The organism is Mesorhizobium sp. M1A.F.Ca.ET.072.01.1.1 (genome assembly GCF_004023325.1).
Classification (GTDB): domain Bacteria; phylum Pseudomonadota; class Alphaproteobacteria; order Rhizobiales; family Rhizobiaceae; genus Mesorhizobium.
Genome location: NZ_RZSF01000192.1, coordinates 1 through 12,820 on the forward strand (window position 1 = coordinate 1; position 12,820 = coordinate 12,820).

A 12,820-nucleotide genomic window follows, 5' to 3' on the forward strand; every position below is an offset into this window, starting at 1 on the left:
TGCATCGGCTGCCGACGTTCCGGCGGAACGAACCGCACGCGCCCTGGCGGCCTTGCGCGCCGGCTTCTTGCGCGGCTTGGCGCGGGCGACCTTCGGGGCGGAGGGCTGATTGACTTGTCCGGAAAACGGCTCCGTTCGTTTCAGCTTCGCCGCGGCGGCTCTCATAGCCGAGGGATCGAGACCCTGGCGCGGAAAGCCGAAGCCGGCGATCGCGTCGATCGGACCGCCGCGCACCATGCCGATGCGCACACCCGGCACGACTTCCTCGACGCGGCCTGTGCGGGGCGGCTCGCCGAACGATGCGAACTCGCCGATGGCGCTGACGATTTCGGCGCCGTCGTCGCCGGTGATGATGGTGGCATAGCGTGGCATGCAGAGCTTCCGCAGAATGGATTCAACTAAAAGGTCGAGTTCCCGCCCCGCCTGTCCTGCCGGACATCTCGCCCGCAAGGGGGACCATCGATCCCCTTCTTGCGGGGGATATGGCTGGCACGCCACAGGAGGATGCTGTCCCGTCGCCTCGCCAACTGGCGAAGCCACCAAGGTGAGGAGCCACAAAAAAACCCGCCGGGTGGCGGGTCGCTGGCGCAAATCAGCACCATGGATAAAATCATAGCAGAGCTGCCCTCACCTGACAAGGCTCTTAGGCAAATTTTCCTAGCTGCTTGTCTGCAGCCTTGCCGGGAAGCGACTTTCGCTCGCGCACCGACAAATTGTGGCCCAGGTCTGAAAGTTCCAGAAATTTTTTCTCGGAACCACCTCCGGGCCGAGGGGTTCCACCCTTAGTCGCGACGCGACAGACTCCCGAACAGAGAAACGATCTCGCACAAGAAGGAGAAGATCATGCTCATCAAGATTCTTGCGGCATCGGCTCTGACCATCGGTCTGGCTACGGCTGCGATGGCTCAGAATGCAACGGGCGGTACCGCCGACACGGCGGGCAGCGGCCAGAGCATCACGGTGGACCCCACCACGCCTGCCAATCCGCCCCCTGATCAGATGGCACCCGATACAGGCACGACGGGCAGCATCACCACGGACGGCATGAATTCGAACGCCGATCGGAATTGCCCCGCGACGCCGCAGGGCGCCCAGCCGGATGCAACTCACACGTCGCCTGGCACGGCATCGCCGTCGGTCAACGATAATCATTGCGGCAAGTAGTAACGAGACGCGGCAGTTTCGTCGCGCGAGGGCCGTGGAGTTCCGCTCCACGGCCCTTTGCTTGGAAGGGAACCATGGCGGACGTGAGCCGTTGCAAGGTCGGGCGTGAGCCGTTGCAGAGTTCAGCAAGGAGAGACCCATGGCAGACGATGAAACCAACCAGGGTAAGGACACGAACGCAGCAGCCGCGCGCAACGGCAGCTCGACGTCCCAGGGCGGCGGCACAGAGCGGAGCAATCCGAGCCGCAGCAGCGCTGCCCGCAGCGGCAGCGCTTCGCGTACCAGCGCCAGATCTTCAGCCGCTTCGGAAGCGGCGATGAGGAAGCAGATCGCCGAATTGAAGCGCGAGGTCAGCCGGCTCAACCGCGCGCTTGCCGATCAGGCCGAGGAAGCCGCCAGTGCGACGCAAGGGTGGTACCAGAGCGCGGCCGACCGGGCCTCGGGCCTCTACAGCGGCGCGGCCGACCGAGCTTCTGAATTCTACGGCGGCGCGAGCGATCGCGCCTCACGCGCGGCAAGGCAGTTGCGAAGCCAGGCGCAGAGCGTTTCCGAAACCGTTCAGCAGAATCCCGGCACCGTTTCCACCGCCATGGTTCTCGGCGGCCTCGTCGGCCTGCTGATCGGCATGGCGATGGCGCGCAACTCGGACGCAGACCACGACTGGGCTCGCCCCTGGACCCGCTAGAGCGCCGACGGCCGCCCCAGCGCAGGCCGCGGAAGGAGGCCGGGCCCAGAGCCCGGCCTTTCCATAGCGGCGGGTTGGTGTGCCGGGTTGTCGTTGGTGTGCCCGGTTGGGCTGGTCATTAGCCGGACCTTATGGAATCATTCCCAAGGGGAATCGCGGAGAGCGGGCATGGACAAATCCGCCATGGCATCGGTCTTTCGGATGCGGCATGCGCCAGCAGGTATTTCAGGCGTTCGCAGCCTTGGCCGAGGCCAGGCGGATCCGGTCTTCCATTCGCGCCCGCTTGGCGAAGCCATCCGCTTCATTGCCGAGGCCGACGGCCAATATGATCTGAGCGCCGTGGCCATCTCCTATGGAGACCGCTCGACCCCGCCGCTGGGAGCCCGCGAGATCAAGCAGCTCTGGGCCGAATACGGCGTGCGCCTGATGGAGGCGTAAAGGCGGTCCCGGATCGGAAACGCCGCTCACGCGTTTTCAAGCGAGGTCAATGGGAGGAAGCGCCATGAACGTCGCCAATCTACAACTCGAGGGCCTGCTGATGGCCGTCGCGGCAATCAACCATACCCTGGTGCGCAAGGGGGTGCTGACGGTCGAGGAGATCGACATCGCGCTGCGCAAGGCCGAGGCCGTCGAGACGGGCGAGGACCGGTCCGAGGCGATTTCGGCGTCGAACCGCGATGCGATCAACTTCCCGATCCGCCTGCTCGAGCTCGCCAACCAATGCCAGCCGGAAGCGGACATGCCTTCCTTCTCCAAGCTGGCGCGCATGGTCGGGCAGATGAAGGAACCCTATAACGATCAGATGTGAAGTGGCGGCGCCTCACGCCCGGCCCGGCCAACCCTGTCGGACGGCGAGCAACTTGCCCGGCCCATGCACGGCGGCGAAGAAAAGGCCGGCGAGGAAAGTGAAATGATCGACGAAGAAGCCGAACTCGGCCTGGTTGCCGGTCCAGTGCGACGGGCCGTGGAATGAAAAGCCGAGGAAGATCACATAAACTGCCGCGACCAGCGCCGCCGGCGTGAAGAAGGCGCCGGTGAGGAAGGCGATCACCAAAAGCACCTCCAGGATCGCCGCGCACCAGGCGAGAAACAGCGGGAACGGAAACCCGGCGGCGGCGATGTAGCCGGCGGTGGCGCCCATATCCATGAACTTGAAGGTCACGGCCATCGCGAAGACGGCGGCGAAGATCAGGCGAGCGACGAGAATGGCGGCGGTCTGCCAGGCCGATTGCGTTTCCACGTTGTCCCTCCGGTTCGAAGCTGTTGATGCCCCAAGGACGGAGGAAGGGCAATGATTCCGACAGGGGGCTGGAATTTTTGCTTCACTTGTTTCCTCACCCCACCGCAGGCGGCGGAGAGGTCGCCGCGCAGTGGCCGGAGAGGGGCCGGCGACGCCGGGACCAAGCGCCAGACGGCGAGCCCACAGCCAAGCTCGGCGCTCAACGAGGGCGCTCTCCCTCGCGGCTACGCCGCGCCACCTCTCCCCTGTTCGCGCGGGGCGAGGAAAGCTCAGCCCGCCTTCGCCTGCGGCGGGTGGCTGATCGAGTCGCGCACGGTGCCGTTGGCCGCACCCCAGCGGTCGGTCATGTCGCAGCGTATGTCCCAGAGCTCGGGGAAGAAGCGGTGGCGGGCCCCGCCTTCCAGGATCTCCACCGGGCGGCCCTTCAGCGACTTGGCGCCGAGACCGATCGAGCGGTGGATGAGATAGAGGTGGTTGGCGCGGAATTTCTGGAACAGCTCGTCGAACTCGATCAGCGCCTCGGCCACGACATAAGCATCGCCATGATCGTAGTGAGCGTCGTAGACGTCCTCGACGGAAAGCCCGCGGCCGTCGAGATAGGAATGCTTGAAGGCTCGCCAGAGGTCCGGCGGCAGGCGCAGGATAAGCTTGAAGCCTGGCGATTCCTGGCCGCTGCCATTACCGAGCTCGAGGCGGATCTGCTGGTACTCCTTGGGCGACATCGTCTCCAGCAGATCGAGCTGCGCCGTCATCATGCGCACCAGCCGGTGCACGCGGCCCATCAGCGTGACGATGCGGTGCGTGTCCTGCCTCTCCAGATAGTCGAGCACGTCGACCAGCGTGTAGGCGATGAGCTTCATCCACAATTCCTCGACCTGGTGCACGATCTGGAACTGCAGCTCGTCGGCATTGACCATTTGCGAGAGCGGCTTCTGGCAGGCGAGCAGCTGGTCGCATTTGAGATAGACGCCGTAGTCGCGCATTTCGGGCGCCTCGATGCGGGCGTGATAGTCCGACTTGTCCATGGCTCATCCTCCTCGCGCGAGCATGTTCGGCAGGTGGCCCGAGGATAGCGCTTTAAGCTTGAACATTGTTCCTTTCTGTTATCCAATTGACGGGAATTGCAGCACGATTATCGTCTTTGGCGCGACATTGGAGAACAGACCATGCTTGATGCCCTTGACCGCAAGATAGTGTCAGCACTCGAGCGCGACGCGCGCATCTCCTTCGGCGAGCTGGCCGAAAAGGTGGGACTGAGCAAGACGCCGTGCTGGAAACGGGTGAAGGCGCTCGAGGATCAAGGCATCATCCGCAGCTATTCGACCCGCATCGATCCGGCCGCGATCGGCTTCGACATCGAGGCCTTTATCCAGGTGTCGATCGACTTCGAGGTGTCGGACGCCTTCGAGGCGGCGGTGAGGAAGCACCCGCTGATCCGCCGTTGCTATGCCACGACCGGCGAGGCCGACTATCTGTTGCAGATCGTCACCGTCGACATGCGGGCGCTGGACAGGATGCTGCGCGAGGAGCTCAGCCGGCTGCCCGGCGTGCGCCGCACCGTCACCTCGATGGCGATGCGCGAGATCAAGGGCGACATCTCGTTCGCCGATGCAGCGGCGCATGCGCTAAGGGAATGATTACAAGAATATTTGCAATCAAAGGTAATTTCGGTATATACCTTAATTGTCGAGACGGGCGGGGGCGATGCGTTTCGAATGGGATGCCGCAAAGGCTAAGATCAATAAGGCCAAGCACGGCATCGATTTCGAGCTCGCTCCGGAATTCGATTTCGCCAACGCGGTCCTCGCCATCGACGACAGCACGGACTATGGCGAGGAACGCCTGGTCGCCACCGGGATCATCGGCCTGTCAGTCTGTGTGATGGTCTATGTCGAGCGCGGCGAAACGATCCGGGTGATTTCGCTGCGACGGGCCACGAAGAAGGAGATCGAGAGTTATGTCGAAAACCTCTAGTCGTTCCCGCTCCGCGCTCGTGCACCGGGAAGCAATCCCGCCGAAGCGCACCCGAGAGGAAGCCCTCGCCATCGCCCGGGCAGCGCTTTCGCGCATGTCCGAACGGGAAGATGCGGCGATCAGGGCGGCGGCGTTGGCCGATCCGGATGCGCAGCCTGCGGAAACATTGCCGCGCCGCAAGCCGGGCCGGCCGCGCGCCGAAGTCAAGAAAGTGGCCGTTTCGCTGAAGCTCGACCCCGATGTGGTCAGCGCTTACCGCGCCCAAGGTCCCGGCTGGCAGACGCGGATGAACGACGATCTGCGCAAGGCCGCGAAACTAAAGCGCCACGCTCGCTAGATTGCCCTGGCAGGTTGGCGGTGCTCAGGTCAGTCTGAAGCAGGCCGGCCGGCTCGGGCTGCCGCAGCGGCTTTTCCTTCTCGGCGTCGGCCTTGCGCTTCGGGCACGCCTCGAACTCGTGATCGCGGCCGCCGCAATAGGAGCAGCATTTGGCAGGCTGATCGGGATGGAGCATCGGTGCCATTCCCAAGAATGCACGAAAAGGTTTCCGGTTGCAGCAATTGCGTGAGGTCGCAACCGCCGCCAAGCCCCTGCCCCGATAGGTCTTCCATGCAGTTCCGGTCGGAAAACCGGCTGCACGCTTTTCCTGGAATTGTCTTTCAAAGGAGCTCGCCGCTTGCGCGGCGGGCTCCCTTAATCACCGCTCACGCATGCGCGTGGGGATGACGGACGTCCCAGACGGCCCAGGCAGATGCCGCGACCACGAGCACGCCAAGGATGACGTGCGTGAGCATTACGTTCCTGTCTGCCGCGAAGCCCAGCAGCCAGGGCGACACGATCAGCCAGAGCCCGAGCACGAGATTTACCCATTCCTCCCATTCGGCGAACACCGAAAGCGTCGCGAGCGCCAGCGCACCGAGCAGGACGCCAACAATCCAGGCGTTCCACGCGGGCATCATTGCCGCGGTGAATCCGATGACCCAGGGTGAGATGAACAGGCAGATCGCGAGGACCAGGATAACCCAGTCCTTGCTCTTCCTTTCTTCCATCAGTTTGCTTGCCATGACAACCTCCATCGATGAAGCCAGACCAAAGCAACTGCATTCGCGTGCAATGCGCACGCTATGTTACATGATGTAATACATTTTTACGGAGCGACAAGGGAACCTTCCCCGGTAGCCGTATTGCGCGCCGCTCAAGCCCCTTACGGCAAATGCCTTCGATTTCCGGAACGGGCCCTCATCCGTAAAAGTCGCTTCCGCTCTCAGCGCCCAGCTGTGGCATGACAATGGCCTCGAGCGGTGCCGTCAGCGACCATTTCAACGCACCGGACGAGCGCTCGAGACTGGAAGAGCCGCTGAGCGACTGCGGGGCCACCCGCTGCAGCACCACGGTGCCAAAACCCTTGCGCGCCGTCTCGTCTAGCTCGCCATTGGCATGGCCATTCGACCTCTCCTGCCAGACAAGGTGAAAGTGGCGCTGGGCCTTCGGGCCGGTCTCGACCGTCCAGGTGATCTCGACGTGCCCGCCCTCGCCCGCCAACGCGCCATATTTCGACGAGTTGGTGCCAAGCTCGTGGAAGGCCATGCCGAGATTCTGCACGGCATTCGACTGCAGCGTCAAAAGCGGGCCGGAAAGCGAGATGCGCTCCTCATGACCGAACGGTTTCAGATGTTCCTGGATCAGGTCGAAGAGACTGGCGCCTGCCCATTCCGAGGTGACCAGCAGATCGTGCGAGCGCGACAGCGCCATGATCCGGGCCCGGATCATCTCCTCGAACTCGCTGGGGCTGGCAGAACGCTTGTTGGTTTCCCTGACCATCGACAGGATCACCGCGAACTGGTTCTTCACACGGTGGTTGACCTCGCGCATCAGGAGCCGGATGCGGCGCTCATTTTCCCTGGCGGCGGTGATGTCGCGCGCGATCGTGGAGGCGCCGACGATCTCGCCCGCAAGGCTCCTGATCGGCGACACCGTTACCGAAACGGCAACGAGCGAGCCGTCCTTGCGCTTTCGCATCGTGTCGAGATTTGCCACGCCCTCGCCCCGGCGGATGCGGCTGATAATGTCGGTCTCCTCATCGTGCATATGCTCGGGGATAAGGAGCAGCATCGATTGGCCGATAGCTTCCTCCGCGCTGTAGCCGAACATGCGTTCTGCCGCGCGGTTCCAGTCGGTGATGATGCTGTTCAGATCCTTGCCGATGATCGCATCGAAGGAAGAATCGACAATGGCGGCCAGACGCGCATTGGCGCTGGCATCTTCAAATTCCCTGCCCCCGGATGTCACCATGGGCATTAGTTAGCGCGGCCGAATCTCATAGCAAGCGGCTAAGCCTTGGAGGGGTCAGGATTTTCGCCATTCCCCTTTGCTGGATCCAGCACGCCGAAATCCTGCGACTTCATGCCGGTCTCGGCGGTCAGGAAACCTTCGGATGCGAGGCCCCTTCGCAGAAGCTCGCGCACGGCGGCCGAGCGGCTCGGCATGCGTTTCTCGAAGCGCCAGTTCTCGACTGCCGCGAGTTCCTCTTCCGTCAACATGATCTGCAGCCTTTGCGGCCGCTCCAATTCAACCACCCTAGCCTCCCGCAGGTCATGACACGAATGAGTATGTCACTCACTGCCAGTAAAAGTAGGATTCGGCTCAAAAGACGTCAAGGTCAGGCGAGACAACAAAGGCGGGGGACGCTGGCGGTGCTAACGATATGGCTACACCGCATTTGCCGGTCTATGCTAACTTGTTGATTTTTTTGCAGCTTTTCCATTTTTTAGTTGCCAACCGAGCGAGGTCGGCGCATTATCGCCGGCAGAGGGATGAACCGCCGCGAAAGGAGGTTTTTCCGATGTTACGAGGATTTTCCGACCGGTTGCGCAACGACGCTCACCACAAGGTCCAGCGGGCTTTGCGGCAAAACGGCATCGTCAACATCATCCAATTGTCGGAAGAAATCAGGCTGATGAATCTCGGCGAGAACATTGCCCGCGAGGATATCGAGAGTCTGGTGATGCAGGTGGCTCAGCTCTATGGCGGGGCCATCGAATTCGACGAAGAGGCGCTGACGGCGCTCGACCTGCCCGACGCCTGCCCGGCTGACAGCCGCAACGACCTGGAAAAGGCGTTGCGAGAACGCTCGCTTCTTTCACCCGAGTCGGCGGATCTGCTGCAGGTGAGCGACAAGGGCTAGGGCAATTCCAGTCACTCGCTGGTCAACTCGTCGAGCAGGCGCAGTCCGTTCTCGTACTTCTCGGGGTCGATGCCCGCTTGGTGCGCCTGCCAGAGATTGTCCTTGAGGTCCGCCTGCTTGACAGGCAGCGCAAGCTCGTTGGACGCCGCACGGCAGACAAAGTCGTGCTCGCTTTCGTCCATTCTTTTCGTCAGCGCGTCAACGGCAGCGACGACCGGAAAGCCGAAGCCCTCGGCCTCGAGCCGATCGAGCGTCCACCCCTCGCCTTTCTCGACCACGTCGTGCAGGTAGGCGACGGTTTTCTCGTCAAGCGTTTCGACCGCATCGGCGACGCGTCTCAGATGTTCGATAAAGGGACGGCCGGTCTTGTCTTTCTGGCCGCGATGGGCCTCTTCGGCGATCTTCGCTGCCTGGTAAAGCATGATCTCCTCGATCTATTGGAAGCCCGCCCCAACGGGACAACGAGACGGGCAGGATTGGGTCCCGACCCGGTCCGCCGGCACGCCTTGCAGGGGACGGCGCGCCATACTGCGGCAGAACATGAGCAGCGTTCAAATGTTCCCTCGTGTCCGGCCGAAAAACAGGAACCCGCGGCCCGCGCAGTCGTTAGCATTTACGCAAACACAAAGGAGGTCTGCACCATGGATTGGAACCGCGTCGAAGGTAACTGGAAGCAGGTCAAGGGCAAGGTGAAGGAACAGTGGGGCAAGCTCACCGATGACGACCTCGACCGCATCGCCGGCAACCGCGAGCAGCTCGAAGGCAAGATCCAAGAGCGCTACGGCATCGAGAAGGATCGCATCCGCCGCGACATCGACGACTGGGCGAGTCGCCAAGGCTGGTAAGATCCGCCGCCGGATAAAATTGAGCCCGCAGCCCCGATCGGGGGCTGCGGCGTCGAAAGCCAGAAATTTTGATTTCAGAACAGGGACGTTATATTAGTTGACTAAGCGATTCGCGGCACGGTGAACCGATGGCCAAGAAGAAATCGAGACCGGCCTTGTCCGTTATCGCCGCAGCCTCGCGATCGGAGGCTTCCGAAGCGATTTATTTTGCCCGCAAATGCGGCCTTACCCCCGATGAAGCCCTGCGGATAATGCGCGAGGCGCTCGTGACTGTGGGGCCTAAGCCTTCCGGCGCCGGAAAGCGGAAGCGCTAGGCGCCATCGCCTCGGGCGATCGGATACCATCTTTCTCGAACCCGCAGCGGACTTCGGCCAGAATCGGCACAGTGCTGTGCTCGGCGGCAAAGCCGGGTTCCAAACCGCTCCGTCCGTGACGCGAGAAAGTTCCGCTTGATGGCAGGTTGACACAACATGTGACCCCGCCGCCAGCGCTTATCCGCAACTCCCAAACCCAGGCCAGCGTTTGTAAGCGCGGACCACGCTTTCACTTTCACCTGTCAACGGGAGGGAGAGCAATGGTTTTTCCGGGTTTCCTCAACCCCGAGGATTTGGTCATCCTCGCAGCCGCTCTCGACGACTACTGCCGCACATTTCGCATACCGTCGGACAGTGAGGAGCGGCTTCATGCGGCAAGGCACGCGCTGATTTTGTTTGAGAACGGCTGCCGCGATCCGGTCGAATTGAGTCAAAAGCTCAAGGCCAAACGCAAGTAGCGCAAGCCTGCGCGAACTTTAGGTTCGCCAGCGGCCTGCCTCCTGCCGCCAAAATGAAACATACGGCCACCTCGAAAGTTCTTGTCTGAGAGGAGGCGCGCTATGGTTGGAAATGATGGAAAGCAGGTGCAGCAAACGGAGGCCGATGTCCAAATGCTCGCCCACCGATTGGCAAAGGACGCGGACATTTCGGAAAACGATGCCCTTGAGTTGATCAAGCTAATCGGAACCGACTGGCCTTCGCTGCTGCGCGAAGCCCGGTTCCTCAAAAGCCGACACTGATGCTGTCTGCCGGCCAGGCGTCCCGCGATTCTTTGCGAGCTGCTTCAGCGCCTTGAGAAAAATCGGAGCCGCCAGATCGCATTTGTATTTGGACGGTCCATTGGTCTGGATGACGATCTCAGCCTGCCTCAGGGTCAGGCCGTGCTTTTGGGCGAATTCGAGCGGTTGATAGGCCTGCTCCCAACCTGGCCCTGTCTTTGGCATCGTGACGACTCCCTCCCGCGATTGATACGTGAGGCAACGCATTCGGCTGGACAAGGTTTCAACGGCTCGCACACAGCGGCGAAACCGCTGCCAAGCGCCTGGCACTGGGTGCATGGAACTTTGGTTGCCGCTGATTGTTGCACCTGAAAGGCGGGCCGGGATGACCATATCGTCGCTGCATCTGCTCAAGGGCATAGGCTATTCGATCTCAACGGTAAGCGTGATGCTGCTGGCGATCGTCAGTTGGAAGCACGTTTCGCAAAATCCGTTGCTGATTGCCTGCCTGCTTGGCGGCGCCGCCACCTCGATCATCGGGATGTTCTGCCGCTGGCTTTCCTACGAAGTCGCAAAGCGTCAGCAGGGACGACAGGCAGAGAACGGCCAACCGTCGAACCGGCGGCCAGCATCGTCACCCCTGCCGCCAGCGCCGGAACTCCGAAACCAGCACCGTGATCAGGCTGCTGAGGACGATCCATCTGACGACCTCGCCGTCCGGCACGCCCGGTTGCGGTGACCTGCCTGACCTTGCCGTTTCACCGTTGGCCGCGACCACCGGCGCGAGATCCTGCCGGCTGCCGCTTCGCACCGAATAGGCGCGGGTGATCTCGGCACCGAAGAGGAAAATCTGTGCCGAATAGTAAACCCAGACCAGCACGACCATCAGCGCGCCGGCGGCGCCATAGGACGTGCCGATGGCGCTGGTGCCGATGTACCAGCCGATCAGCGACTTGCCGATGGTGAAGAGCAGCGCGGTGACGATGGAACCGACGCCGACGTCGCGCCATTTGAGCCTGCGGTCCGGCAGGACCTTGTAGATCGCCGCGAAGAGCAGCGCGATCAGCACGAAGGAGACGATGGTGTTGATCGCGCTCACGATCAGCTCGCCGAACGGCAGGTGCTGGTTGATGACCTCGCTCAGCGCCGAGATCGCCGTGCTTGCGGCGAGCGACACCAGAAGCATGAAGCCAAGAGCTGCCACCAGCCCGAGGCTTGCCGCCCTCGCCCGCACTAGGCGCGAAAGCGAAACGCCGCTGGGCTTGACCTTCCATATCTCGTTCAACGACTGCTGCATCTCTCCGAAGACGCCGGAGGCGGTGACAAGCAGCGTGATCAGCCCGATGAGGGTGGCCAGCGTGCTGGACCCGCGATGCGCGGCGGTCTCGATCACCGCCGTGAGCAGTTCGGCGCTCTGCGGTCCCATCACCCCCGCGAACTCAGCCGAAAGCGCGAGCTGCGCGGCGTCGTTGCCGATGACGACGCCCGCGATCGCTACCACGATCAGAAGGATCGGCGCCAGCGAGGTCGTGGCGTAGAAGGCCATCGCCGCGCCATGGCTCAGCGCATTGTCGTTGACATAGCCGGTGATGCTCTCTTTCAGCACAACCCAGGCTTCCTGGAACCAGCGCTGCATCTTTCTCCCCGTCGGCTGCTTCTCCTCGTCGGCTATTTGGGGCGCGGATCCTCGAGCCCGGCTCCGATGGTCTGGAACGAACCCGCGCGACGCTTCTCGACGGCTTCCGCGAGCGCCAGCGCGGCATTGCGGACTTCCCTCTGCACGGCATGGTCGGCGTCGAGCTCGTCATGGCTCGTCGCATAAGGCTTCCAGTAGCCAATGTAGCGGTCGAGCTCGGCAGCCTCGCCCACCGGATCGAGCTTCATCGAGCGCAGCCAGTCGGCGAGGCTGTGACGCACCCTTCCGGCACCTTCGGTGTCGCCATGCACGATGACGGAGAACAGCCGGCCGGCGAGATGGCGCGGATAGTCCCAGCCGGCAAGCTCGACCTTCTTGGCGAGCGCGGCATCCTTGCCCTGCGTCAACGAAGGATCGGGATTGCCGCCGTCGGCGCAGACAAGCCGGTCCATCATCAGCTTCACCGGCGAGGAGGAATGGTACCAGTTGACCGGCGTGACGATCATGACGCCATGCGCCTCGACCCAGAGCGGGTAGATGTCGTTCATCCAGTCATTGACCTGCCCGAGCGAATGATTGGGGTAGCAGGAGCATGGCCAATGGCAGAGCGCGGCCGCGGTCGAGAAGCACGCCTTGCAGGGAAAGATCCTGCGGCCGTATTCGGAGGCGAGCCGCGCGAGGTCGAGAACCTCGATAGCAAAGCCCGGTCTTGCTGCAATGGCGCTGCGCGCCAACTCGACAAGGCGGAAGCTCTTCGACATTTCGCCCGGACAGGTGTGCTCGCTGCGCGAGGAGCCGTTTATGAGCAGGATGCGGCACGGCGCGGTCTTGTCCTCGTAGCGGCGCTGTGCCGCTTCGACCGCTTCGTGCGCGGCGAACCAGTCGACGGAGAGATCATAGTCCGGATCGTGGAAGCCCTGTCCCGCCTTTCTGGTGATCGGTGCCTTGCGTTCTTCGCTGTAGGCCTGCCAGGCGATTTCGGCCAGCCTGCCAATGGCATCCGCCTCCGGCTGAAAGGCCGGATCGTAGAATTGTCTCAGATAGCGTGCCTTGAATTCGCT

21 protein-coding genes are annotated in these 12,820 nt (G+C 62.5%); 12 read left to right on the forward strand and 9 right to left on the reverse strand.

The genetic code is table 11. From position 1 onward, the window contains the following. On the reverse strand, positions 1-372 hold a 372-nt coding region (locus EOA32_RS23370), incomplete at its 3' end, for a hypothetical protein (protein WP_128372992.1). Between the two features lie 471 nt (positions 373-843). Between EOA32_RS23370 and EOA32_RS23375 the strand changes: the two genes are divergently transcribed. The 4 genes from EOA32_RS23375 to EOA32_RS23390 all read left to right on the forward strand — a co-directional run bounded on the left by EOA32_RS23375 (position 844) and on the right by EOA32_RS23390 (position 2,657). Then, positions 844-1,164, forward strand: coding sequence for a hypothetical protein (locus EOA32_RS23375; protein WP_066999384.1), 321 nt, complete (start codon positions 844-846; stop codon positions 1,162-1,164). A gap of 139 nt (positions 1,165-1,303) precedes the next feature. Beyond that, the gene (locus tag EOA32_RS23380) at positions 1,304-1,849 is read left to right on the forward strand and encodes a hypothetical protein (protein WP_095802599.1); all 546 of its coding nucleotides are present in this window, start codon (positions 1,304-1,306) and stop codon (positions 1,847-1,849) included. A 168-nt stretch (positions 1,850-2,017) separates the two neighbouring features. Further along, positions 2,018-2,287, forward strand: a complete 270-nt coding sequence (locus EOA32_RS23385; protein ID WP_095778279.1) for a hypothetical protein — start codon at positions 2,018-2,020, stop codon at positions 2,285-2,287. A 64-nt stretch (positions 2,288-2,351) separates the two neighbouring features. Beyond that, positions 2,352-2,657, forward strand: coding sequence for a hypothetical protein (locus EOA32_RS23390; protein ID WP_066999393.1), 306 nt, complete (start codon positions 2,352-2,354; stop codon positions 2,655-2,657). 12 nt (positions 2,658-2,669) lie between these two features. On the opposite strand, the gene EOA32_RS23395 is transcribed toward EOA32_RS23390, so the two are convergent. Continuing rightward, positions 2,670-3,089 carry a DoxX family protein gene (locus tag EOA32_RS23395; protein ID WP_128372993.1) on the reverse strand — a complete coding sequence of 140 codons (420 nt, stop codon included), beginning with the start codon at positions 3,087-3,089 and terminating at the stop codon, positions 2,670-2,672. A 269-nt stretch (positions 3,090-3,358) separates the two neighbouring features. Further along, entirely contained in the window at positions 3,359-4,114 is a 756-nt protein-coding gene (locus EOA32_RS23400) for a tryptophan 2,3-dioxygenase family protein (protein WP_128372994.1), read from the reverse strand. A gap of 141 nt (positions 4,115-4,255) precedes the next feature. Here EOA32_RS23400 and EOA32_RS23405 point away from each other — a divergent pair, with 141 nt between their 5' ends. The 3 genes from EOA32_RS23405 to EOA32_RS23415 all read left to right on the forward strand — a co-directional run bounded on the left by EOA32_RS23405 (position 4,256) and on the right by EOA32_RS23415 (position 5,400). After that, positions 4,256-4,726, forward strand: coding sequence for an Lrp/AsnC family transcriptional regulator (locus EOA32_RS23405; protein WP_128372995.1), 471 nt, complete (start codon positions 4,256-4,258; stop codon positions 4,724-4,726). 67 nt (positions 4,727-4,793) lie between these two features. Next, positions 4,794-5,063: a BrnT family toxin gene (locus EOA32_RS23410; protein WP_128372996.1), complete on the forward strand. Its 270-nt coding sequence runs from the start codon at positions 4,794-4,796 to the stop codon at positions 5,061-5,063. Continuing rightward, complete coding sequence (locus EOA32_RS23415; RefSeq protein ID WP_245499360.1) at positions 5,047-5,400, forward strand: BrnA antitoxin family protein; 354 nt, start codon at positions 5,047-5,049, stop codon at positions 5,398-5,400. The genes EOA32_RS23410 and EOA32_RS23415 overlap by 17 nt, the downstream gene beginning before the upstream one ends. Positions 5,401-5,765: 365 nt before the next feature. On the opposite strand, the gene EOA32_RS23420 is transcribed toward EOA32_RS23415, so the two are convergent. The 3 genes from EOA32_RS23420 to EOA32_RS23430 all read right to left on the reverse strand — a co-directional run bounded on the left by EOA32_RS23420 (position 5,766) and on the right by EOA32_RS23430 (position 7,637). Next, positions 5,766-6,125 (reverse strand): SPW repeat protein, encoded by a 360-nt coding sequence (locus EOA32_RS23420; RefSeq protein ID WP_066999436.1) that lies wholly within the window; start codon positions 6,123-6,125, stop codon positions 5,766-5,768. Positions 6,126-6,300: 175 nt separating this feature from the next. Next, the gene (locus EOA32_RS23425; RefSeq protein ID WP_245499361.1) at positions 6,301-7,359 is read right to left on the reverse strand and encodes a PAS domain S-box protein; all 1,059 of its coding nucleotides are present in this window, start codon (positions 7,357-7,359) and stop codon (positions 6,301-6,303) included. Between the two features lie 32 nt (positions 7,360-7,391). Further along, positions 7,392-7,637, reverse strand: coding sequence for a hypothetical protein (locus tag EOA32_RS23430; protein ID WP_067325210.1), 246 nt, complete (start codon positions 7,635-7,637; stop codon positions 7,392-7,394). 128 nt (positions 7,638-7,765) lie between these two features. On the opposite strand from EOA32_RS23430, the gene EOA32_RS23435 reads away from it, so the two are divergent. Further along, positions 7,766-8,245 (forward strand): hypothetical protein, encoded by a 480-nt coding sequence (locus EOA32_RS23435; RefSeq protein ID WP_128372997.1) that lies wholly within the window; start codon positions 7,766-7,768, stop codon positions 8,243-8,245. Between the two features lie 11 nt (positions 8,246-8,256). On the opposite strand, the gene EOA32_RS23440 is transcribed toward EOA32_RS23435, so the two are convergent. Continuing rightward, complete coding sequence (locus tag EOA32_RS23440; RefSeq protein WP_067325217.1) at positions 8,257-8,667, reverse strand: HD domain-containing protein; 411 nt, start codon at positions 8,665-8,667, stop codon at positions 8,257-8,259. Positions 8,668-8,886: 219 nt separating this feature from the next. Between EOA32_RS23440 and EOA32_RS23445 the strand changes: the two genes are divergently transcribed. The 4 genes from EOA32_RS23445 (at position 8,887) to EOA32_RS23465 (ending at position 10,862) form a co-directional block, all read left to right on the forward strand. Then, positions 8,887-9,090: a CsbD family protein gene (locus EOA32_RS23445; protein ID WP_066999415.1), complete on the forward strand. Its 204-nt coding sequence runs from the start codon at positions 8,887-8,889 to the stop codon at positions 9,088-9,090. A 574-nt stretch (positions 9,091-9,664) separates the two neighbouring features. Next, a complete protein-coding gene (locus EOA32_RS23455) occupies positions 9,665-9,862 on the forward strand; it encodes a hypothetical protein (RefSeq protein WP_128372998.1) in 198 nt (65 codons plus the stop codon). A 102-nt stretch (positions 9,863-9,964) separates the two neighbouring features. Then, on the forward strand, positions 9,965-10,144 hold the full coding sequence (locus tag EOA32_RS23460; protein ID WP_095778273.1) for a hypothetical protein: 180 nt from the start codon (positions 9,965-9,967) through the stop codon (positions 10,142-10,144). Between the two features lie 328 nt (positions 10,145-10,472). After that, entirely contained in the window at positions 10,473-10,862 is a 390-nt protein-coding gene (locus EOA32_RS23465; RefSeq protein WP_128372999.1) for a hypothetical protein, read from the forward strand. On the opposite strand, the gene EOA32_RS23470 is transcribed toward EOA32_RS23465, so the two are convergent. Next, a complete protein-coding gene (locus tag EOA32_RS23470) occupies positions 10,758-11,759 on the reverse strand; it encodes a YihY/virulence factor BrkB family protein (protein WP_128373000.1) in 1,002 nt (333 codons plus the stop codon). The two genes, EOA32_RS23465 and EOA32_RS23470, sit on opposite strands and share 105 nt — an antisense overlap. Positions 11,760-11,791: 32 nt before the next feature. Beyond that, positions 11,792-12,820, reverse strand: a 1,029-nt coding sequence (locus tag EOA32_RS23475; RefSeq protein WP_145971338.1) for a flavodoxin family protein, incomplete at its 5' end; no start/stop codon positions are given.

Bases quoted from the DNA above. Each gene is read 5' to 3' on its own strand.
- EOA32_RS23390 (WP_066999393.1), top strand. From the start codon at position 2,352: ATGAACGTCGCCAATCTACAACTCGAGGGCCTGCTGATGGCCGTCGCG.
- EOA32_RS23440 (WP_067325217.1), bottom strand. From the start codon at position 8,667: ATGCTTTACCAGGCAGCGAAGATCGCCGAAGAGGCCCATCGCGGCCAG.
- EOA32_RS23400 (WP_128372994.1), bottom strand. From the start codon at position 4,114: ATGGACAAGTCGGACTATCACGCCCGCATCGAGGCGCCCGAAATGCGC.
- EOA32_RS23420 (WP_066999436.1), bottom strand. From the start codon at position 6,125: ATGGCAAGCAAACTGATGGAAGAAAGGAAGAGCAAGGACTGGGTTATC.
- EOA32_RS23445 (WP_066999415.1), top strand. From the start codon at position 8,887: ATGGATTGGAACCGCGTCGAAGGTAACTGGAAGCAGGTCAAGGGCAAG.
- EOA32_RS23375 (WP_066999384.1), top strand. From the start codon at position 844: ATGCTCATCAAGATTCTTGCGGCATCGGCTCTGACCATCGGTCTGGCT.
- EOA32_RS23415 (WP_245499360.1), top strand. From the start codon at position 5,047: ATGTCGAAAACCTCTAGTCGTTCCCGCTCCGCGCTCGTGCACCGGGAA.
- EOA32_RS23410 (WP_128372996.1), top strand. From the start codon at position 4,794: ATGCGTTTCGAATGGGATGCCGCAAAGGCTAAGATCAATAAGGCCAAG.
- EOA32_RS23385 (WP_095778279.1), top strand. From the start codon at position 2,018: ATGGACAAATCCGCCATGGCATCGGTCTTTCGGATGCGGCATGCGCCA.
- EOA32_RS23460 (WP_095778273.1), top strand. From the start codon at position 9,965: ATGGTTGGAAATGATGGAAAGCAGGTGCAGCAAACGGAGGCCGATGTC.
- EOA32_RS23455 (WP_128372998.1), top strand. From the start codon at position 9,665: ATGGTTTTTCCGGGTTTCCTCAACCCCGAGGATTTGGTCATCCTCGCA.
- EOA32_RS23470 (WP_128373000.1), bottom strand. From the start codon at position 11,759: ATGCAGCGCTGGTTCCAGGAAGCCTGGGTTGTGCTGAAAGAGAGCATC.
- EOA32_RS23405 (WP_128372995.1), top strand. From the start codon at position 4,256: ATGCTTGATGCCCTTGACCGCAAGATAGTGTCAGCACTCGAGCGCGAC.
- EOA32_RS23425 (WP_245499361.1), bottom strand. From the start codon at position 7,359: ATGCCCATGGTGACATCCGGGGGCAGGGAATTTGAAGATGCCAGCGCC.
- EOA32_RS23435 (WP_128372997.1), top strand. From the start codon at position 7,766: ATGGCTACACCGCATTTGCCGGTCTATGCTAACTTGTTGATTTTTTTG.
- EOA32_RS23380 (WP_095802599.1), top strand. From the start codon at position 1,304: ATGGCAGACGATGAAACCAACCAGGGTAAGGACACGAACGCAGCAGCC.